The 21,272-nt window shown below is 38.8% G+C and carries 22 protein-coding genes and 2 pseudogenes; 13 read left to right on the forward strand and 11 right to left on the reverse strand.

The window, feature by feature from the left end:
• Positions 1-482 precede the first annotated feature (482 nt).
• The 5 genes and pseudogenes from DP73_RS23705 to DP73_RS15525 form a co-directional block, all read left to right on the forward strand.
• Positions 483-1,262 (forward strand): annotated as a pseudogene (locus DP73_RS23705) (PEP-utilizing enzyme); the annotation flags it as partial.
• Between the two features lie 200 nt (positions 1,263-1,462).
• Entirely contained in the window at positions 1,463-1,663 is a 201-nt protein-coding gene (locus tag DP73_RS15510; RefSeq protein ID WP_034600629.1) for a YwbE family protein, read from the forward strand.
• A gap of 333 nt (positions 1,664-1,996) precedes the next feature.
• Positions 1,997-2,497 carry a DUF6323 family protein gene (locus DP73_RS15515; protein ID WP_034600631.1) on the forward strand — a complete coding sequence of 167 codons (501 nt, stop codon included), beginning with the start codon at positions 1,997-1,999 and terminating at the stop codon, positions 2,495-2,497.
• The gene (locus DP73_RS15520; protein ID WP_034600632.1) at positions 2,484-3,848 is read left to right on the forward strand and encodes a DUF6179 domain-containing protein; all 1,365 of its coding nucleotides are present in this window, start codon (positions 2,484-2,486) and stop codon (positions 3,846-3,848) included. The genes DP73_RS15515 and DP73_RS15520 overlap by 14 nt, the downstream gene beginning before the upstream one ends.
• A 254-nt stretch (positions 3,849-4,102) precedes the next feature.
• Positions 4,103-5,314 carry an FAD-dependent oxidoreductase gene (locus DP73_RS15525; RefSeq protein ID WP_034600633.1) on the forward strand — a complete coding sequence of 404 codons (1,212 nt, stop codon included), beginning with the start codon at positions 4,103-4,105 and terminating at the stop codon, positions 5,312-5,314.
• A 262-nt stretch (positions 5,315-5,576) separates the two neighbouring features.
• On the opposite strand, the gene DP73_RS15530 is transcribed toward DP73_RS15525, so the two are convergent.
• The gene (locus DP73_RS15530) at positions 5,577-8,264 is read right to left on the reverse strand and encodes a LytS/YhcK type 5TM receptor domain-containing protein (protein ID WP_034600634.1); all 2,688 of its coding nucleotides are present in this window, start codon (positions 8,262-8,264) and stop codon (positions 5,577-5,579) included.
• A gap of 262 nt (positions 8,265-8,526) precedes the next feature.
• On the opposite strand from DP73_RS15530, the gene DP73_RS15535 reads away from it, so the two are divergent.
• Positions 8,527-8,826, forward strand: a complete 300-nt coding sequence (locus tag DP73_RS15535) for a pyridoxamine 5'-phosphate oxidase family protein (protein ID WP_242865779.1) — start codon at positions 8,527-8,529, stop codon at positions 8,824-8,826.
• Positions 8,827-9,302: 476 nt separating this feature from the next.
• On the opposite strand, the gene DP73_RS15540 is transcribed toward DP73_RS15535, so the two are convergent.
• From DP73_RS15540 to DP73_RS15555, 4 genes are all read right to left on the reverse strand, one after another.
• On the reverse strand, positions 9,303-9,905 hold the full coding sequence (locus tag DP73_RS15540; RefSeq protein WP_034600636.1) for a methyltransferase domain-containing protein: 603 nt from the start codon (positions 9,903-9,905) through the stop codon (positions 9,303-9,305).
• A 96-nt stretch (positions 9,906-10,001) separates the two neighbouring features.
• Positions 10,002-10,382: an Rrf2 family transcriptional regulator gene (locus DP73_RS15545; RefSeq protein WP_034600637.1), complete on the reverse strand. Its 381-nt coding sequence runs from the start codon at positions 10,380-10,382 to the stop codon at positions 10,002-10,004.
• 212 nt (positions 10,383-10,594) lie between these two features.
• A complete protein-coding gene (locus DP73_RS15550; RefSeq protein ID WP_034600638.1) occupies positions 10,595-11,467 on the reverse strand; it encodes a PhzF family phenazine biosynthesis protein in 873 nt (290 codons plus the stop codon).
• Positions 11,468-11,860: 393 nt separating this feature from the next.
• Entirely contained in the window at positions 11,861-12,742 is an 882-nt protein-coding gene (locus tag DP73_RS15555) for a peptidylprolyl isomerase (RefSeq protein WP_034600639.1), read from the reverse strand.
• A 614-nt stretch (positions 12,743-13,356) separates the two neighbouring features.
• Between DP73_RS15555 and DP73_RS22705 the strand changes: the two are divergent.
• Positions 13,357-13,551: pseudogene (locus DP73_RS22705) on the forward strand (cation-transporting P-type ATPase); the annotation flags it as partial.
• 324 nt (positions 13,552-13,875) lie between these two features.
• On the opposite strand, the gene DP73_RS15565 reads toward DP73_RS22705, so the two are convergent.
• Positions 13,876-14,295, reverse strand: a complete 420-nt coding sequence (locus DP73_RS15565) for a hypothetical protein (RefSeq protein ID WP_034600643.1) — start codon at positions 14,293-14,295, stop codon at positions 13,876-13,878.
• Positions 14,282-14,494: a helix-turn-helix transcriptional regulator gene (locus DP73_RS15570; protein ID WP_034600644.1), complete on the reverse strand. Its 213-nt coding sequence runs from the start codon at positions 14,492-14,494 to the stop codon at positions 14,282-14,284. The genes DP73_RS15565 and DP73_RS15570 overlap by 14 nt, the downstream gene beginning before the upstream one ends.
• A gap of 334 nt (positions 14,495-14,828) precedes the next feature.
• Here DP73_RS15570 and DP73_RS15575 point away from each other — a divergent pair, with 334 nt between their 5' ends.
• From DP73_RS15575 to DP73_RS15590, 4 genes are all read left to right on the forward strand, one after another.
• Entirely contained in the window at positions 14,829-15,701 is an 873-nt protein-coding gene (locus DP73_RS15575; RefSeq protein ID WP_034600645.1) for a radical SAM protein, read from the forward strand.
• A gap of 96 nt (positions 15,702-15,797) precedes the next feature.
• A complete protein-coding gene (locus tag DP73_RS15580) occupies positions 15,798-17,720 on the forward strand; it encodes an OPT/YSL family transporter (RefSeq protein ID WP_034600648.1) in 1,923 nt (640 codons plus the stop codon).
• A 127-nt stretch (positions 17,721-17,847) separates the two neighbouring features.
• Positions 17,848-18,210, forward strand: coding sequence for a VOC family protein (locus DP73_RS15585; RefSeq protein ID WP_034600651.1), 363 nt, complete (start codon positions 17,848-17,850; stop codon positions 18,208-18,210).
• A gap of 245 nt (positions 18,211-18,455) precedes the next feature.
• Positions 18,456-19,364 carry a DMT family transporter gene (locus DP73_RS15590; RefSeq protein ID WP_034600652.1) on the forward strand — a complete coding sequence of 303 codons (909 nt, stop codon included), beginning with the start codon at positions 18,456-18,458 and terminating at the stop codon, positions 19,362-19,364.
• 44 nt (positions 19,365-19,408) lie between these two features.
• Here the strand turns inward: DP73_RS15590 and DP73_RS24230 are convergent, their stop codons facing one another.
• Positions 19,409-19,540 (reverse strand): hypothetical protein, encoded by a 132-nt coding sequence (locus DP73_RS24230; RefSeq protein WP_282432690.1) that lies wholly within the window; start codon positions 19,538-19,540, stop codon positions 19,409-19,411.
• 25 nt (positions 19,541-19,565) lie between these two features.
• A complete protein-coding gene (locus tag DP73_RS24235; RefSeq protein ID WP_034600655.1) occupies positions 19,566-19,688 on the reverse strand; it encodes a hypothetical protein in 123 nt (40 codons plus the stop codon).
• 179 nt (positions 19,689-19,867) lie between these two features.
• On the opposite strand from DP73_RS24235, the gene DP73_RS15600 reads away from it, so the two are divergent.
• Positions 19,868-20,110 carry a hypothetical protein gene (locus tag DP73_RS15600; RefSeq protein WP_128751427.1) on the forward strand — a complete coding sequence of 81 codons (243 nt, stop codon included), beginning with the start codon at positions 19,868-19,870 and terminating at the stop codon, positions 20,108-20,110.
• Between the two features lie 6 nt (positions 20,111-20,116).
• Here the strand turns inward: DP73_RS15600 and DP73_RS23535 are convergent, their stop codons facing one another.
• Positions 20,117-20,260 (reverse strand): hypothetical protein, encoded by a 144-nt coding sequence (locus tag DP73_RS23535; RefSeq protein ID WP_165574420.1) that lies wholly within the window; start codon positions 20,258-20,260, stop codon positions 20,117-20,119.
• A 26-nt stretch (positions 20,261-20,286) separates the two neighbouring features.
• The gene (locus DP73_RS24240; protein WP_034600658.1) at positions 20,287-20,409 is read right to left on the reverse strand and encodes a hypothetical protein; all 123 of its coding nucleotides are present in this window, start codon (positions 20,407-20,409) and stop codon (positions 20,287-20,289) included.
• 255 nt (positions 20,410-20,664) lie between these two features.
• Between DP73_RS24240 and DP73_RS15610 the strand changes: the two genes are divergently transcribed.
• Positions 20,665-21,147 (forward strand): MarR family transcriptional regulator, encoded by a 483-nt coding sequence (locus DP73_RS15610; protein ID WP_052090727.1) that lies wholly within the window; start codon positions 20,665-20,667, stop codon positions 21,145-21,147.
• Positions 21,148-21,272: the final 125 nt, after the last annotated feature.

The raw sequence follows: 21,272 nt of genomic DNA on the forward strand, positions 1-21,272 counted from the left end.
GAAACAATAACGATGGGAATAACCGAGCGTCAGAACAATGCCGTAGAATCGTTTAGAATTACTGTTTTACTTTTTTGCTTTGCTCCTACTAAATTAACGTAAGGACTTGCAAAAAATGTTTGAAAATTTACCTGCTTCGATCAACTGATTCTATCTCATTAATTCTGCGTACTCATAAAACATAGTCACCCGATTAGGAATTTGAACCTGTAAAAGGACGCCGGGGTTAAAAGGAACAGAGTCGGAGCAGAATTTAGTTATCCAATTTGGAGGGATGTAATATGTTGGAAGTGTATAGGACGATTGATAATGTCATTAATAACACAAATAAACTCGAAGAAAAGGGGTCTTGGATAAATGTAGTAAACCCTACTGAAGAAGAAATTGCACTTGCAACAAAGGCAACTGGTATTGAATTTGATTTTATAAAGGATGTCTTAGACGATGATGAGCGACCTCGAATTGAAACTGAGGGTAACCAGATACCGTCTGCGGGCTCTCCGGCCCAAATCGAAAACGATCCGACCATCGTTTTCGATTTGATTAAGAGAGTCAAACAACCATAGCAGAGCTAAAACAAACCATCCAAGGGAAATCAGGAACGGATCTCTTGGATTTTATTCTGGAAGATATCCAGCAATTGAAGAAGAATTTATTTGACCCCAAAAGTACGAGTGTGTTTATGGCTGTTATGGATGCCAGTGTCTGGCTCAATGAAAAAATGAACCAGTGGTTAGGTGAAAAAAACGCAGCAGACACCCTTTCTCAATCTGTGCCCAACAATATTACTTCGGAAATGGGTCTGGCGCTAATGGATGTGGCAGATGTGATTCGTCCTTACCCGGAAGTCATTGCCTATTTACAAAAGGCAAAGGATGATAACTTTTTGGCTGAACTGGTTAAGTTTAATGGTGGGCAAGTGGCCCAAGAGGCTATATCTCCCAGCGGAAGCTCTTGCAGGTCTGCCTGTTTCTTCCGGAGTTATAGAGGGGCGGGCACGGGTCATCTTAAACATGGAAGAAGCTGGGCTGGAAGCTGGAGATATCTTAGTGACCTCCTTTACTGACCCCAGCTGGACACCTTTGTTTGTATCCGTAAAAGGTCTGGTCACCGAAGTTGGAGGATTGATGACCCATGGAGCAGTGATTGCCCGGGAATATGGCTTACCGGCAGTTGTTGGGGTAGAAAGTGCTACCAAGCTGATCAAAGATGGGCAACTCATTCGCGTGAATGGAACAGAAGGGTATATAGAAATCCTATAAGGTGAGGAAAATGTTGTCTTGAACTGCAAATTAGTACTTTTTTAGGAACCAATGCATTGGAATTATTAACGATTTCAAGTCACGGAAAAAGAGCTTTCGCTCAGAAAGCAAGGATATTATTCCCAAATGTACGTTGAAACAAGAACAAATGTTTAGTACAATGTGTTATTGCTTAAATCATAGAAGGGGGGTTAATAAGATTGGATGGCCAAGTAAGAAGTAATATTCATTCTGGAATCACAGTAGATATTGTTTTAAAAGAAGACCAAAGAACAGGAAAAAGGACCCGTGGTATTGTCAAAGATATCCTAACAAACTCCCAGAAACATCCGAGGGGAATTAAAGTAAGACTCGAGGATGGGCAAATTGGAAGAGTTCAAGAAATTATAAAGACAGTTTAAAATCATTAGGGTATCTGCTGAATGAAGGCAGATACTTTTTAACTTTCAATACTTGATCCATGTACTATGTACTATATAAAGACATGACAATTTAACACAGAAAAAAACAAAGGCGCACCAAGATAGTTAAACGAATGCCCTTTGTTTTTTTGTTTCTTTTTCCGTATCATATTGTAAAAAATAAAAATCAAACCATAAAGGTAGTTTGCTTTATCTTGACAATGAGAATTGATGATTGTATAATGCTTAAGTAAAAATATTATTTATAACACTTTATTATAACACATATAATTTGATTTGTCAACAGTATTTTTTGGTAGGAGGATTATTTTTATGGGCTCTGAATTATCCTTGTTCAGTGGCGCTCTGGTAGAAAAGCAAGCTGTCAACGAAGTCATGAAATGCAATGACCTGACTGTGAAATTTGGTCTTGTTCTGACAGAGGTACAGGCTCTCGCCTTGGTTGCAACTCGCTCTTTTGCGTTAAAGGAAAATGGCCGGATTGAATTCGGTGGCGGCGTGATTGACAAGATAATTAAGGAATTTTGCAACTCACCTTATCTTTCAAGGCATAACTATGAAGATACCATGCATGAGCTTTTAGAAATATTTTATTATTACAAGAATGAAACTCTTGATCTGATGGGCGATGACGACTTGATCAAATATATGAAAAATGCTTTTAATGGAACATGCCAAGGTTCGCTTGAACTGCTATCGGGGCGGGAACTATATAAGCTTGCCCGAAACTTGCGCTATGGTTATGCTCTGGATTATTCAGACGATGTTATCCAATTGGATAATGATGAGGAGGATGAGTATGGAAGATATTGAAAAGATCAGGAGAATCAAAAGAGAAACATTAAGCAGTGAATATTATTTCAAATCTTTACTTGAGCAAGCATATGTTTTGGGGATGTTGTCAGAGACACAGCTTGAAAAAATACAATTTGACTGCCTCTCACTTTTGGCCAAGCAAACTGAGAGGTATAATAGCGGGGGCAGCAGCTCGATCCGAGTAGAAGGAGCACAGAGTCTTCTTACCTCCATTATGTTCACAATTGGCGTATGGTTAAAGACCTATCCTAACCCCGATGAAGCAGTGGCAGCAATACAAAAAGAAAGCATGTACGCTCTATATCAAGCCGGACGTGAGCGTATCGACGGACTGATAAAGTCAACAAAAGTTCTGCACTCTTCAATTATCGGTAATTTGCTGGAAACCGAAAATGTGTTTTACCGCTCCACTATTGTGGACGGCATAAAAGGCTTTTTCAAGCTATATTACCCTGAATTTGCCGCACAGGAAATTCATATCACGGCAGACTATCCAGTTCATCATATGATGGAACGGTTGGTTGGGATTGAGTTTATTCAGAAGTATTTAGAGTGCATCTACTACGAAAATCTATTTTGCGCGCAATTCTCTGCAGAGAATGTTCATCACCTGCTTTGTGGATACGATGAACATTATGAAGAGTTGCTCATTAATATTTATGAACCGTTGTTATCAGCGGCAATCGGATGCCTCCTTTCCGGCAAGGATGTCCACAGGCTGGAAATGGCACCTTCTTCTATCCAAATTCTAAATGATTTATTTCGTGGCAAAAGAAGAACCGAAATCGAGGAAATTCTCAGGGAAGCTGTAAGTCAACTGAGCGGACAGATGGAACTGACTGAGCCCTTAAAAAGGTATCTAAGGGGCAGTCTGCCTCAAATTGCTGCGGTAATAGAAAACGCGGTCCTGCTGCAAACACTGGATCGTGTGTTCATCCTCCCCAAATATCCGAAAAACAACAGGAAGCTCGCTTTTTCCTTTGGAGAGAAGATGGACGATGAAAAATATCGTAAGATATTAGAAGAAATTAGGCAATGCCGTTATCTGACTGACCAGAAAGCCCTAATCAAGAGTGAAGTACACTCCCTTGCCGATTTAGAGGATATTCTACTGGATGCGGAACTTCGCGAAGAAGAAATTCTCAGCATTTTTAGGGAGTTAAACCCTGCTGAAATTGCAGCGCTGGTTAAGAAACATCCGATGCCCTCTGCCTTAGATCAATATGAGCTAAGGGAAAGCCAAATTGTGCTAGGCGAGTGTTTACAAAAGTTCCTTGCTGCGCTTCCGGCGAAGGAGCGGGATTTGATAAAACAGGCAGCAGCTATGCTGGATAGTATAGAGATATAGCATGAATATTTAATTATTATAGGACTCATTACATAAAAAAATGCCTGTCCGGTTCCTTTGGTATAACAGGAAAAACTATTCTGCAGTAAATGCGGATAATGCTGTGATTCCCTTACTCATTACTATACATAAATATGATTTGTATAGCGAAAGCTACACTATGAATTAAACAAGTGCTAATATCTGAGCAAGAGTCACCTTTCTTCAATATGTGAAGTATGAATTTTGCTTGAGAAATAAGGGAGTAATATTATATGAAGATACAGTATGTCCAAGGAGAATGTATTTTTAGGAGAATTGGTCCATTGCCTAGGCAGTATGATTATTTAACGGAGAACATTGAGACCGATGTGATCATAGTCGGTGGAGGGGTAACCGGAGCGATATTAGGGTATTATTTCTCTAAACGGAAGATTAAGGCCGTCATATTAGAGAAATCAAGAATTGCTCATGGAAGTACTTGTATCTCTACGTCACTTCTGCAATATGAGCTTGATAGCAATGCGATGGCGTTAAAGTCATATACCTCGATCTCCAATATTTTAAGATCGTATGAGTTAGGAATTAAGGCATTAGATGAAATCGAAGAGTTTATCGCCGAAAATGGCAATACTTGTGACTTTAAGCGAGTCGATGGTTTGTACTATACAGCTAAAGATACAGAAACAAAGGAGATTGAGCAAGAGTATAAGCTGAGAAAGGAAAATGGATTTAAGGTAGAATTTATTGATAAGGAAACTAATCCGTTTTCCTTTGATGTTAAGGCTGGTCTATTAAGTAAAGGTGGAGGAGCCCAATTGAATCCCTATAAATTTACGCATGCTCTGTTAGAGGTGGGCTCTAGTATGGGGTTAAACGTGTATGAAAACACAGAGGTTTTGGATGTGAGGTATAGCGAGCAGGGGGTCACAGCAGAAACGGTCTTTGGCCATAAAGTTAAAGGTAAACTGATAATTGTGGCGACTGGGTATAACACGCATCTTTTTACGAAAAGGGTCTTCGGAACTAAAACGACCGCCTTTAATGTTGCCACAAAACCAATCGATAATCTAGAGGATATTTACAAGGGAGTCATTGTTAGAGACAATGATGTTACTTATCATTACTTCAGAACAACGAGTGATAATAGAATCATCATTGGCGGAGAGGACACTAAATTTCTACCCGATATATTAAATGAAGAATTATGCACCAAAAGTTATGATAAGTTAGAACAACGCCTGAAAAACCTATTTCCGAAGTTGAAGATTACAATCGAGTATCGATACTGTGGGGCTTTTGCATCCACTGATGATAACCTGGGTTTCCTGGGGAAAGATCCTAAGAATGAAAGGTTATGGTACTGCTTAGGATACGGAGCCAATGGCATTTTATTCTCCATATTAGGTGGAATGATGCTCAGCAATCTATATTTGGGAGAAGTGGATGAAGATCTAAAACTTTTCAAAGTAGATAGGTTTGAATGATACATGTGCCAGTAGTCGTTATGGTGGTAAGGAAGGTGCATTTGACAAAACTAGGGCAGCTTCTGAAAGTCGAAATTGCCCTGCTTGATTGAAAGCAGGCCTTGCTACCTGTTAGGTTTTGCTCCTTTATAAATAGGTAGGAATTTTTCGATACTCTGAGAAAATACACGCTGGTGCAGCTCGATTGGAAGAGTAATTGGTTAGTTATCAGCTTGTGGGTTCGATTCCCATCACCACAAGTATTTTGAATAGATGATGACGTTCAGGCGATCATTTGGCATTTTTCCTTTGCCTTATCTGGAATAGGAAAAGTAATATAGAATGTTGTACCTCTTGAGCTGGAATTGACACAGATCTTAGCTCCATGTGCTTCGACAATTTTGTAGCATGTAGCTAGACCTAACCCAGTCCCGGTATCTTTAGTAGTAAAGAAGGGGGTCCCGAGTTTTGGGTTATTTTCAGGTGGAATACCGCATCCTTCATCCTCAATTGCCAGTACCACTTTATCATCCTGTAAATAACTTTCTATAGTCAGGCAACCTCTTTCTTCCATTGCTTCGAGCCCATTGCGGGTTAGATTGAGAATGAGTTGAGTGATTTCTTTGGCATTTAATTCTAGATCGAAAATCTCTCCCAGAGTGAAGCGGATTTGTTTATTTTGAGAAAACGCATCGGCTTCTAAAAGCGGATATAGCTGATCAAGAATGTCGTTAAGGTTTTGTTGTTTCAGTTCGCTTTTTTTGGTTTGAGCCAGGGAAAGGAATTCCGTAATTATGGAATTTGCACGATCAACTTCCGAAATCATTAGGTCGAAGGTTGGCTTCAGAATTGCATAATCTGGTTTAACCCCAATCAATTGGAGATAGCCACGAATTGTTGTCAGTGGATTCCTTATTTCATGTCCAATACCTGCAGCCAATTGTCCAACAAGGTTAAGACGGTCGAGTCTGGCCATTTCATCTTGAGCCATCTTTCGGCTTGTAATATCTCGAAAATAACAGGTTAGGCCGGTTCCTATAGGATAAGCACTTACCTCTAACCATTTATTACCTAAGGCTTCCGAAAGAATTTCAAAAGTGACCGACCTCTTTTCGCACATTACTTCATTAAACCGCTGAAGGGTTGTGTCATTAGCCTCAAAAACTTCAGTCAATTTCATGCCTACCAATTCTTCACGTGATTTTTCCATCACCTTTTCTCCTGCGCGATTTACATAAGTGAACAGCCAGTTGCTATCAATGGCAAAGAAACAATCTGTCATACTTTCAAGAATGTAGGTCATTTCTTCTTGAGATGTAACCAATTTTTCCTGTACTAGTTTTTGTTTGGTAATATCTCGATAATAAACGGTCAACCCAAATTTGGAAGGATAAGCAGTGACTTCATACCATGTGTCTTTATGTAAAAAGCTAAGGTATTCGAATGTTATGGGTAGGCAATCATTGATCGACTTTTGATAATTAAGTTCGAGCAGAGTTCCTCTAGCTTGGGGGATTGTTTCCCATAAAACTTCACCTAAGAGCTCTTCTCGTGTTTTGAGGAACAACTCTGAGGCTTTTTTATTGATATAGGTAAAGCGCCATTGATCGTCTAATACGTAAAATACGTCCGGCATACTATTGATAATGTCTGCTATTAGTTGGTTACTTCGAGAAAGCTCCGCCTCTAATGTCAAATATTTTGACAGTTGATCAAGTCTTTCTGTTTGCAGTCGTTTCATTTCAGTAATATCATTATAAGCAAACATAATACATTCTTGATCGTCGATTTTTATCTTTTCAGCAGAAAGAATTACCGTACCTATCAAACCGAATTTTGTTACTAATGAACACTCAACATTTTGTATAGACCCTTGTATATCGAGGATTTCCATGATTCGCACAAATTCACTCTCAGGCAAGCCCAACTCGATGGGTGTTTTACCGATTACATCTTCACGGTTGAAATTTCTTTCTTCAAGGAAACGATCGTTAACATCTATATATCGAAAATCAGACATCTGGACTATAGCCATCATATGAGGACCTAACTGAAATGCTTTGGCAAATCTATTGGTTGCACCTCTGAGATCTTCTTGTTCTCTCACCCGATCAGTAATCTCGTTAAGGATAGCTGCACAGGCAAATTCCCCACAGGGCAGCTGAAAACTACACAAGTCAGCGACATAGTGTCTCTGATCATCTGTACAGATTTTTAGATGCTCCTGTTTTGTGGCATTCAAGAAGGTTCTTTTGCAATCCGGTGATTGAACAAAGGTTTCTGCAATTTGGGAAGTTTGATGTTGCATTTTTAGATTTTTACTTTGCAGAATTGGCCCATGGTTATCGAAAACCATTAAGTTAATTGGACTAACGTTAACAATTGCATTTAGGATTGAGGCTTTGCCAAAGAACTCGGAAATCAAGAAGTAGAAGTTAAATAATATGGTTGTGGCAATTGGATTGATGATTAAAACTGGGACAGTAATGACACTAAGAACAACTGTCCTATTATCCCCCCACGGGGGAGTAAAGGCAACAATAAATAAAGAGATACATGACATAACCATTCCGATGACATACCAAAATAGAAGTTTTTTGCCATTTTGACTACTCTTCACCTGGTTTCTTAAGATACTTCCAAAACAAGCAAAAATAACAATACTGAAGACGCCTCCCATGGAGCCGTTTCCACCTACAAAATATCGATAAAGCCCACCTATGAAAGCTGCAATTATAGCAGTGATTGGACCACCAATAAATCCTGCCATCGTCATAGTGATATTTCGGAAGTCATAAAAGTGATCTTGGACAACTTCAATTCTGCCCTTAATAACAAAGATAGTTATTAGTCCGAATAGAATACCTAACAAAAAACGAGAGTATTTGCTTTTAAGAGATAAGTTAAACCAGATCAGAATACCACATAATAACATCACATCGAGTACATTGGATGCAAGGTCGTAATACAAAATAACTACCTCCGTTATGTCAAAATGATTTCCAATAATTAGATTGTACATCCAATGTTCCTGAAAATTTGTCGCTTTTATTTGTCGGATAGGAGCTATAATTGGAATATTAATCACTTCTGTATATAATAATTCAATATGTGTTGTTATATCATAATATTATGGTAAAATTAGCCTATAAGAATTAAAACTGGCCGACAGATTAGCAAAGACCTTCTTCTGAAATTGGTAGAATATTCAAAAGTCAAAAGGAGGTATAGAAATGGATTTTGGAGATTGCATTAGATTTATCACCGAGAGTCAAGCAACGTGTACCTTGTGTACTAACGATGGAGGTCAACCTAGGGGTAGGGGAATGGTTCCATTGTGGGTAAAAGAGGATGGAATCTATTTTACAACTGCCAGTTCTAAGAATTTATACTCTCAATTGCTAGCTAATTCTAATGTGGAACTTTGTTTTGTAACATTACAACCTGTGAAGCATTTACGGATAACAGGCCGTGTAGAGTTTGTTGAGGATATTGTTTTAAAGACTAATGCTTTAGACGAAAGACTTTTCTAAAAGCCCTCGGTATAAATACTGCAGATGATCCTAACTTTATTCTTTTCCGGGTGGGCAACGGGGAGGCTCATTTTTGGACATGGGAAGACAATCTTAAGGAAGCAGACATACCCAGGATTAGATTCTAGCTTTAGTTTTTTTCGTAAGAACCGGTATTGTACAAACCTTTTAAGACAAATTGAGCATCGTTTTTAACGGTGCTCAATTTGTATTCTTCTTTTGCATCCTTTCGCAGATAAATGCACCCCTTGGGAAGGGGTGCAAACTTTCAGAGGGGAGAGCGAATAGCATCATCATAAACGGTAAACTCAATCCTATTCCTGCCATGGCAAGACCACCAATTCTGACGACAAATATTCTGTCCACCAAATTTATCAGGAATTTATAATCATCCCGCCAATAGCGGGAAGTGAAAATTCGAGTAAAAGTTTACTGACTGGCATAGTACTGAGCGTATCCTTATTAGTTTCCATAATTTACCCCTCCTTCTTAACAGCTAAAACAGTATATATAGCATCATTAATTTTAGTCTTCTTCACAATTTCAAAGCCAATTAAGGACAATACTTCTTCGAGTTCCTCTGAGCCAATACGAATGGACATTGGAGGCCCTTCGATTATCAAGTCGTCCTTTTCATACTCCAGACATAACAAGTGTCCTCCTGCTTTTAGTACCTCAAATATATTTGTGAGTGCTTTTGTCAGTGAACTTACTTCGTGGAGTATTAAGGATGCCATAACAAAATCAACACTGTTATTTTGAATGCTTAAGTTTTCGATATAATCTTGAATCAGTTCAATATTAGTAAGTCCTTTTTCCTTAGCCTTATCTTCTATGACGCTGAGCATACGTCTATCAGGATCCATAGCGTACACTTTGCTAGATGTGTTTTCTGCCATAGGAATTGTAAAAAAACCTGAGCCGGCACCGACATCGAGTAAAGTATGATTTTTTTGAATTGGCATTTGGCTAATAAGTGCTTCGGGTGGTATGAGACGCTCCCTTTGTCTACTATCTAAAAAGGCAATTTTGTTTAAAAATTTTTGATCCAGTTGGTTGTGATGATGCATGTGATTCATAATAATACCTCCTATAAAATATAATAAAGACTGTAATTATCTATAATTATGGCAAAAAATGAGCAGTTGCAACTGCTTCTATTTCTAACTCATTTTTTACACAATGTTATAAATGCGTTTTTCTTTAAGGTGGTTCACCATTTTCTCTTCGGCGTCTCTCATAACCTTTTCTATGTGACAAGCGCGATTCTCGTCCATTTCACAAGTGAAGAGAGCTCCGCTGCCTTCAATGGCTTGAATGACGTCATAAAAGCTTATTTCAGTCTTAGGTTTCCTAAGACTATAACCTCCATTTACTCCAGGTGTAGACTGAATAAGGTCAGCCTTGACTAATTGAGTTAGTATCTTGGACAGGTAGGTAGGGGATATATCCATGTGACTAGCTAAAGGCTGAAGGCTTAAATTGTCTTTTCCTTCTTGCTTAACGAAATAGGCCATTATATGCAAAGCATAATTCGTTGCTTTCGTATACTTCATAGTAGACCCTCCTTAAAGATATTAAAGACTGTATTTGTCTTTTATTATAAAGGATGAATTTTGCTGTGTCAATAACATTTAAGCGTTAATGAGTTATCTGGTTAGTGGTTGCTGTTATATATGTAATGTATCGCAATCTGTTAAATAAGTGAATGCTAGAATTGAACCGTTTTAGGGAGAATAGCCTGTGAGTCTTGATTAAGGACGACGAACTAATCTATGTCAACTATAATTGAAGATAAATTTAATGCTTTTCCGCCGACTTTGACTCCTTTGATTTCCGTCCCATCAACTGCCAGGGAAACCAGTATTTCCGACGGTTTTTTCATAGAATAACCCTGTTCAATGATAAGATGTGAAGCTTGATTAAAATCGAGCTTGCAGTATTTATAAAGGTAACAGCCAAGAGCGCCGTTTGATGTACCTGTAGCGGATTCTTCCGGGATATGAAACAAGGGGGCAAAGTTTCTGCAACTGGCGGTGGAGTTGTTGATTGATTCAAGTGTGAATACATGATAACCGACTGCATTGTACTTTCTGCTGATTTCTCTGATTTTTTCATAATCCGGGTTTATGGTGTGTAAAATATCCAAGCTTTTTATGGGCACTATGATATCCCTCAAACCTGTGGATACTATTTGAACCGGTAGATCTTCATGGATGCTGGTTGTTTCAATGTATAATGAATCGGCGATTTCGCTCTTTTCAACGGTTTCAAAAAAAGAGGGGAGCGGCTGACTCATCATAATTGACAAGTCTTTCGTTATTTCAACTCCCAAAATTCCTGCTTTGGTTTCCTGCAGATAGCTGCCCGGCTTTAGATAGCCTAGAGTTGCCAGAGTATAGAAGGTTCCTATTGTAGCATGTCCGCATAGATCGACTTCTTCCCCCGGGGCAAAGAATCTTACCCTGAAATCTGCCAGATTTGATTTCAGAACAAATGCTGTCTCACTGAATCCGAGAATGGCAGCTATTTTTTGCATTTGTACATCTGACAGAAAATCAGCATTTGGAACTACTCCTGCCGCGTTACCTCCTTCGGTGGTTTTGGCAAATGAATTAATTGCATACGCGTTCACTTTCATAGTTGTTCCTCTCAATCAATCTTTATAATCAGAAAATTGGAATGGAAAAGTTAAGATCAACATTGATATTTCTAACTAAGTCGGAGATAATTTTTACAAAACAATAAAACGAACAATTAATCGATTTTAAAGCCATTTTATATAGAAGGGGAAATATTTCTGCTATTGATGAAATTAATAGTATGAATTCAAGGATACTCTATCACATACAACCTATTAAATAAACTTAAACAGCAGGGGTTGAGTGAGAGAATGTTACAAAAGTCACTTACTATTGAGAACATATCCAGAAAGAAAAATATGCACTCACCATTTGGATTTTGCATCCCCTAAAAGCAAATAACGAGGGGGCTAGCCCCCCCTCGTAGTCGATAGAATGAAGGTTGTACAATTCTAGGTCAAATAATTTTCGATAGTATACTCGGCTAATCGTTCTTGAAGCCAAGGATCAAATTCTGTAGTCAATTTTTGATCTAACAAGATCTCTTTGATTTTAGCGCTGCTTTCCTCAAGAGTGGCTGCCTTTGCTTCCGTTTTGGCTTCAATCTTAATAATGTGATATCCGTAGTCTGTCTTGACCGGATCACTGATTTGACCAACTTCTAAAGAGAAGGCCACCTCTTCAAATTCTTGTACCATTTCTCCTTTAGCAAAGAAGCCAAGGTTTCCACCTAGTTCTTTGGTACTTTCGTCAGTCGAATATTGCTTAGCTAAGTCGGCAAAAGCCTCACCGGCTGTAATCTTTGCTTTAATCTCGTTGGCAAGTTCTGCGGTTGCCACTAGAATATGGCTGGCGTTTACTTCCTCGGCAACGTCTAGACTGGCTTTATTCGTATCGAAATATGCTTTAATTTCATCTTCAGTTATAGGATTTTGGGCTTCAAGTAGTCTGGTCATTTGAAGATTGGTCAGGATATTTGTTCTAAGAGTATCCAGAGTGATCCCATTTGTTGCAAGGGCTTGGCTAAAGGCTTCTTCACTATCAAAGGATGATTTCACTGTTGCAAGTTCATTATCAATATCCGCCTCAGTAACTTGGATATTCTGTTTTTCGGCTTCTTGCTCAATGATACTCTGTTGAATCAAAGTATTTAAGGCATCACTGCCCCCTTGCTGAAGGAGAAACTCCTGCAGCTCTGTCTCAGAGATGGCCACCCCGTTGACCTTGGCAACAATGTTGTTTTGAGTAGCATAAACAGATCCGATTCCAATTACAGCAACTAAGAGGATGGTGAACAGCCCTACATAAATCGTCTTAAGTTTTTTAAATGTCATTTTTCTACTCCTTTAAAGTTTAATATTTTGCCTTCCACATGTTCGATCAGATAACGATCTGCCAGGAGGTATAACCCGAAGGCTGTGGCTAACAATATAATGAGTAGGATGTATCTGGCTTGTTCCTTTTAATCTTAGTATCGACGATGTTTAGCCTCCCTTACTGAGTTAGGACTCTAGGTATACTTTACAATGCTATCCTTAAATGACCCTGAGATGCAGCTGAAATTCAGCTGAAATAATGAACTAATTGATCTACAATAAGAGGTAATACCCTCCTAATTTTTCAGCAAGGGCCTTGTTGCCGATGTCATCAAAGTATAAGCTGCGAATATGATACTCTCCAGTAGAACCGACGTGCTCATCTTGTTCCATCAGGTTTTTAAGGCGCTGCCGCAGGGTGTAATATTGATGAAAATTAACAAAGAATTTCAACTCATGACGATATTTCATAGCTTGGTTCAGTGTTCACACCTCGTTTCTCCTCATGTTTAATGCTTCACTGGGATATTGGCATTATAACGAAGCTTGCTGAATTGGAATTGAGGATGAACTGAATGTTTGCTGAAGGAAAGCTCTCAAGCCTCCAAATTTGACGGAGTAATTTCAAGCTTGCTTTAGCAAAACGAACGATGAATACTATCAAGTTCAATATGGCCATATCCATGGCCCTGAATTTTGTCTCAATTATTCTGGCCATGGCAGGGGTTCTCGGACCTGTTGTGGGTGCGCTGGTACATAATGCAGGTTCAGTCGCGGTGATTATTAATTCATCTTTATTATTACACTGGAAAGAGAATAAAAAATAAGCCCGTTGATCTTTGCCATCCATGGTTCACGGGTGTAAGTGTGACTGCGATTATTTTTGGTTCGTCAGGAAAGTTTTTACTCAAACAGCAGAAGTCTGACTTTAGGAATGTTTTGTCGCCTGGGGCGAAGAATAGAAATTAGGGTCAGGAATCATCAGTAGTTAAATAATGAAACGCTTAAAAATTCGGCGGTTTTGAGATGACTAATCTAGATTACTCATCTCAAAACCGCCGAATTTTTAAATTGGATATGCCAAAAAGAAGCCGAACAGAAGGGTATGTAGAATCTTGTAAAGTGGAGAAGATGTCGGCTTGAGCTGAAGATTAGTACTTTTTAGAATAGTGAGAAGCAAATCCTATATACAGAATTACTTTGATAATTAACACGGCCCCAAGGGTTAGGCATATTTCTCTGAACCCGAGAAGTCCTGTTACCAGAATTCCGGCACTTTCAACATAGATCATGACAGAATAAATTGCAGCAGCAGTTTTCATCCTGAGGAATTGAGTTCGTTCCTCGTTTTTGGACATTTCAACTTCCGCTGCCTTTTGGGGGTTATTGATTAAGCGTAAGCTAACAACTATCCCTAATACTCCGGTTGTGATGAATCCTCCGATTATACCCGATATTATTCCTTCTTTGGCCCCCCCTGAGAAAGGGCTAAAAAGGGCATATAATAGTGCAATAATACCAACGGAAGTGTGTCCAATAAAATATAGCAGGGTTTTTTTAGCGTACTTCATGAATATCCTCCTCAAAAAGAAATACTTCTTCGATTGTCAAATGAAATATTTGAGCAATTTTGTGTGCCAGAAAAATGGAAGGGTTATAGCGGCCATTTTCTAATGAAATAATTGTTTGTCGAGTGACAGTGCATAATACGGCTAATTCTTCTTGCGTGATGCGTTTCTCTTTACGCAGTTCTTGAATACGGTTTTTCACTTGTGGATCCTCCAAAAAGTAAAGTTAACTTTACGCATAAGTATAGTTAGCTTTACGTACAATGTCAAGCGTGTTTGACATTTTCTTTGAGTTTATGTCACTGGCATTGCTGCGATGTTGTACACTTAAATCATAGAAGGGAGGATTAATAAGATTGGATGGCCAAGTAAGAAGTAATATTTATGCTGGAATCACAGTAGATATTAAACCTTTTTGTATTGGAGAGACAAGGTTCATCCTATTTCGCAGAAAAGTTATGAGATGATTAGGCATATAGAGCAATGTCGTAAGGAAGAAGCTACTAGCGAATAGACTTTGCAAGGAGAGTGATTTCATGCGTTATGAAGGAACGGTCTATCGTCCACCCAGTGAAGCCGAAAGTTTGCTGATTCAAGCGACTATCGGCTGTCCCCACAATGATTGTACATTTTGTGGTATGTATCGGAACACAAAGTTTCGAATCCGATCCGTGGCCGATATAAAAGAGGACCTTCTCATGGCCCGAGATTTTCATGGTAACAAAGTAAGGTCGATCTTTTTCCCCGATGGGAACACTATTTTAATGAAAACAGATCAGCTCTTACAGATCCTTCACTATGCTCGGGAAATGTTTCCCTACTTGCAACGTATCACCGTCTATGGCTCTGCGAAATTCATGAAGTTAAAAAAACTCAGTGAGTTTCGCCTCCTAAGAGAAGCAGGCTTAACCCGTATACACTCGGGAATGGAGAGTGGGGATGACGAAGTTCTTCGTAGGATTAAAAAAGGCTTCACTGCAGCTGAAATGATCGAAGAAGGTCTCAAGGTGAGAGAGGCCGGTCTTGAGCTGAGTGAGTATATCCTCCTTGGGATCGGTGGACGTGAACGTACTCAAGAACATGCTTTAGAAAGTGCTCGGGTGCTTAATGCCTTTACCCCGGATTTTGTTCGGTTCCGCACTTATGTTCCTTGGAAAGGGACGCCCCTTTATGAAGACTACCAACAAGGGCGATTTCAGCTTCTCAGTCCCTATGAAGTCTTAAGGGAAACCCGGCTTCTGATAGCTAACTTAGAAGGTCCTTTCGAGCTGCTCAGTGATCACATGTCGAATTATGCTCCAATTAATGGGAATATTCCTAAGGATAAGCCAGAGATGATTGAAACCATAGATAGACTTTTAGTGGTGCCAGAAGATAACTTTACACAAATGGATTCCGGTCTTCTTTAGGTGGGTTGAACAAGAACAACTGATATTTAACCTCAAACAAATATTTTTCAAATTAGGTGACAATACTACAAAGAAAAATATGTTGCGAGGTATGTTATGGATAATAAGTTATCTAAAGATGCATATGGTGGCGTAGCCGGAAAAGACTATGTACCTTTCATTCCCGGCGGTTCTAAAAAATCTGGTGGAAACGCCGCAGTATTAACAATCGGTATTGTTTTGGCAGCTTTGTTTGCAGCTTCTACTGCCTATTCAGGTATGAAATCGGGCCTTACAGTTGCAGCTGGTATTCCAGGTTCGATAATAGGCTCCGCACTTATAGCTGCCTTTGCCAAACAAAAGGGTATTCTTGGGAAGAACCTAATTCAAGGGATGTCAAGTGGCGGGGAATCAATTGCCAGTGGGATGATATTCGTTTTACCGGCAATTATTTTAATAGGTTCAAAAGCTTCTTTTTTAGAAGGTTTTGTTGTTGGTGTAGGCGGCGTCTTATTCGGTATAGCCATAGCTTCCTTAGTTCATAATTACTTAATCGTTGAAGAACACGGTGAATTAATGTACCCTGAGTCAATGGCTATATCTGAAACACTTGTAGCTTCAGAAAGCGCTGGAGAATCTCTTAAGTACATGGGAATAGGGTTCGGAATAAGTGGGGTCATAATTATTATAACGGGATCATTTTTGAATTTAGTTAATAACGTTATAAGCTATGTCAACGAATCCTTTTACAAGTGGAGATTTCAAGTTGAAGTAAATCCCTTATTACTAGGCATAGGATTCATAGTTGGCATGGAAGTTTCTTTAACTATGTTTGCTGGTTCGATTTTATCGAACTTCGGTATTTTGCCTCTAATAGGTTACTTCTCTGATCTGGCAAAAGGTGACGTAACCGTATGGAATAATCCTGCTGTTGCGATCAACGCTATGAAAGTTAGTGATATAGCCGGCAGCTATGTAAAATATATCGGCGCAGGTATGATGCTTTCCGGCGGTTTAATTGGTGCTGTAAAGTTAATACCTACTATAATATTTTCAATTAAAGAAACTCTCAATGCTAAGTCATCAAACAATGATGATAGCTCATCTGTCACAAACTTAATCCTACTTTGTGGTATAATCGTAGGTCTTATTGCCGGTTTCTTGGTATCCGGCGGTAACATACTAATGGCCGTAACTGCTTCTGTTTTATCATTATTCTTATCATTACTATTTGTCATAGTTTCTGGTCGCTTAACAGGTACTATAGGAACTTCCAACCTTCCTGTATCTGGTATGACTATAGCTTCTTTAGTTCTTGTAACATTTTTATTCGTTGTAATGAGATGGACAAATCCTGAAAGCAACAGATCTTTACTTCTATTTGGTACATTTATCGTTACTGCTATAGCAACAGCCGGCGGTTACTGCCAATCCCAAAAAGTTGCTTTCATAATAGGCGGAGATAAAAACGAAATGCAAAAATACTTCGCCATAGCGGGTATCGTTGGCGTTGTAGTTGTAACCGGTACTATATTATTACTTTCCAATCAACTTGCCATGACCGGTGATAACGTTCCCTTTGCCCTGCCTCAAGCTAACTTAATGGCAACCTTAACGGCTGGTATAATCTCAGGAAAATTACCTTGGGTCATGATTATTTTTGGTGTTATTATGGGAATCGTTTTATTCTTTCTAAACCTGCCTATAATGACAGTTGCTATAGGATTCTACTTACCAATTTCTACAACTTCCATAATTTTAGTAGGTGCCTTAATTCGTTCCCTCATAGAAAGAACCTCCACATCGGAAAAGGAAAAAGAAGTTAAAGTATCGAATGGAATTAGTTTATCTTCCGGGTTGGTAGCTGGTGGTTCTATAGTAGGACTTATCGGTATAATACTTCAAGTATTAGGTGTTATAAAAGGAAGTGAGCCAAGGGGCTTCGCTGCTTCTAACGGCATGGCAATTATGATATTAGTGATTCTGGTAGTAGCTACCATAATACCTATAATTACCAGTAAGGTAAAAGACGCTAAATAACAACGTAGGAAATCAAGTGTCCATTTGAAATATTGACAAAAATCGGCATGGTTTCCTCATCTTAAGAAAATGAGAGCTGTGTCCAAATTATAGGGTAACAATTCTAATTTACGGGAGGATTAGTCCTATGAAATTCTGCTGGAGCACATTAAGGGTGGCAAATCTAGAGGAATCTTTAAAGTTTTATCAGGAAATAGTGGGCTTAAAATTAGTTAATAGGTTTCCTGCCGGACCGGGGGTTGAGATAGCCTTTTTAGGAGACGGAGAAACAAAGATTGAATTGATCTGTAACGCAGCCGATACGAAAATTAATTGTGGGACAGATATTTCTTGGGGATTTGAAGTAGAGTCTGTGGATGAATTTATGACATTCCTTAAAGAAAGAGGAATAGAAATTCAAAGCGGACCGTTTCAGCCCAATCCTCACACAAAGTTTTTCTTCATTAATGATCCCAATGGATTTAAACTTCAATTTGTAGAGAATAAGTAATTTAGTCAATTCACCCGGTAATCACTGCTCATTTTCATTTGCAGCTATTTATCTTTTTCTGAAAGCAAAAAAAGCTTCCTTGAGGGAGCTTTTTTTGCATTTACAGTATGACCATCAACAAAAGGAATCGGAGATGTCTATACCCGGTATCATTCTTAGGTATTTGACAGATCGTTGGTACCTTACTTATAATGGGGCTCTTGAATATCGTGTAATATGTAACAAGGAGAAGGGAAAATAATGAAATGTTAAATGGTTATCTATTAATAATTCTCGCAGCTATAGGCTATGGGGCTTTGCCCATATTCGTAAAATGGGGGTATAACCTGGGTTTAACCATGGATCTCATGTTATTCTCGCGATTTCTCATAGCCAGTAGCTTAATGGTTTTTATCCACTTGGTCAGTCGAAAAAAGGGCTTGAAAATATCCAAATCATGTCTTGTTCTATTAACCATCCAGGGATTGCTGTTTTTTGGCTGTTCATATACCTACTTTCTATCCATTAAGTATATGTCAGCCACCATTACTAATATATTGCTTTATACCTATCCTCTAATGGTTGTACTTATGTCCGCCATGTTTTTTAAAGAGAAAATATCCTTGGTTAAGGGCGTAACTTTACTTATTGCCTTTTTCGGTTGCTTGCTGGTTGTAGATGTTGTAAATATATCAGGGCAAAAAATCAGCATGCCGGGCTTTTTTTATGGCGTTTTATCAGCGCTATTTTATGCGCTATACAATATCCTCGGACAGTATCTTTCCGAAAAGGCGGATCCATTTACCGTATCCGCTTCTACAAGCATCATTTGTATGTTGGCTACTATGGCCATTTATCCGCCGACCAATGTCTTTTCAGGTCACTCCCAGTCAGCGCTGTGGATCGTTGGTCTTGGAACAGCAATATTATGTACCGTTATCCCTCTTTTTTCTTATCAAAAAGGGCTATCCCTTTTAGGCGCCAGCCAGGCTTCTATCTTAAGTACCATGGAACCTGCAATAACTATTGTATTAGCTGGCTTCATTCTGGGAGAAACACTGACAAGCAGCCAACTCCTCGGAGGCTTGCTTGTTATATGCGGAGTTTTGTTGCTTAAATTAGATAAATTGGAACGACCCTATTCTTTTAAACGTCATTTGAGCGATAAAGCATAATAATTGGCTACCATTTCAAATGGTAGCCAATTCAACGTAACCTTTTAGAATATGACTCCTAAGGCAATAAGAATTAAAATAGCAATCGCGATAATTCCTGCACCGACAGCGCTATACCCATAACCAGCGACTGGGGCAACCTGAGGAGGACAGCATACATTGCTCATTCCGTACATAATGTTTCCACCTTTCTAACTTAAATTAGAATACAATTCCTAATGCGATGAGAAGAAGAATTATTATTACAACAGCTGCAATGCCAGCTCCAAATCCTTTTCCATGATCACAACCGCAAGCGACTCCATCGACGTTACCAAATGCCATTTAACTTACCCCCTTTAACTTTGACTTAATTTATAATATGGAAAAAATATCCAATTGAAATTTGTCTAGGAAAAAATCTTTTAAATTATGATGAATCTGCAATCCATGGGTTCTCAATCCATATCTCTATGGATGACAATTCCCAGTACTTGTATTCGAAAATCATAGCTATATAGCTTATGGAAATTTCAAGAGTCAGAACCTTCTTTATTCTAACCGTGAACAAGTTTAATGGAGCAGTTGATGATCCATTGGGAGATGGCTTTATTGAGCTGGTGATAGCCTTGGGAATGGGGATTCTCTTTATATTCCTGGTTATGGCAGCCCAGTTTGAGAGCTATATTGGATCCGTTCATGAAGTTAGCAGGAAGATATTCTTCCTGCTGTTTTTTCTCCATTATTATAAAAACTTTTTACTTTAGCTTGATTTAGAATATGACCCCTAAGGCAAGAAGAATTAAAATAGCAATCGCGATAATTCCTGCACCGACTCCTGCACCGACTCCGCCATACCCATAACCAGCGACTGGGGCAACCTGAGGAGGACAGCATACATTACTCATTCCGTACATAATGTTTCCACCTTTCTAACTTAAAATTAGAATACAATTCCTAATGCGATGAGAAGAAGAATTATTATTACAATAGCAGCAATGCCAGCTCCAAATCCTTTTCCATGATCACAACCGCAAGCAGCTCCATCGATGTTACCAAATGCCATTTAACTTACCCCCTTTAACCTTGATCTAATCCATAATATGGAAATTATGACGATTTGAAATTTGTCTAAGTGAAATTTTTTTGGATCATATCTGAAATCCTAAACGAAGATTAAATCTGCATAACTAGAATTAACTGATGGCAGGTTACACGAAAAGAATTAACTTGACAAAGTCAAATCAATAAGGTATTTTGTTAGAAGAATAGTTCTTTAAACGAAGTATTCTCTTGAGGTAATAATATCTGGGGGTCTATCATGGGGCAGGAGAAGATTTTAGATTTCGTATTGGACAATTTAAAGAAAGTATTTTTCCCTGAAGAATGGATTCGGTTGGATCTGAGTGTTTCCAAGACCGAACTCTTGGCTATGCTGATTGTCGATAGGTATGGAGAGGTAATCATGAGTCAGATATCAGATTATCTGAATGCTCCTCTTAGTACCACGACGGGGCTCGTCAATCGCTTAGTTAAAAACGGCTATCTGCAAAGAGAAAGGAGCGAGGAGGATCGGCGAATTGTAACGATCCAGCTTACGGATAAGGGCAAAACAATGATGAGAGAACTTAAAGCAACGATTGAGTCTTACCTGGAAAGATTCAATGCTCTTTTATCCGCCGAAGAACGTCAACTTCTATTTAAGATTATCATGAAGATCGTTAATGAGTTGAGCCGAAAAGATCCAGACGCTGAGAACCATGAGAAGCAGGATCATTTCTTACGAAAAATACCGATTGAATAAGTTTTCATACTTCTTAATCCAGATGCTCACGCTAACTAACTTCTTTAAAAAAGAAGGTCAATGTGAGGTTGCAAATGGATTATGGAGATTTTTTTACAAAATACTTCGCATAAGGTACTATTCGT

This window comes from Desulfosporosinus sp. HMP52 (assembly GCF_000765145.1).
GTDB lineage: Bacteria > Bacillota > Desulfitobacteriia > Desulfitobacteriales > Desulfitobacteriaceae > Desulfosporosinus.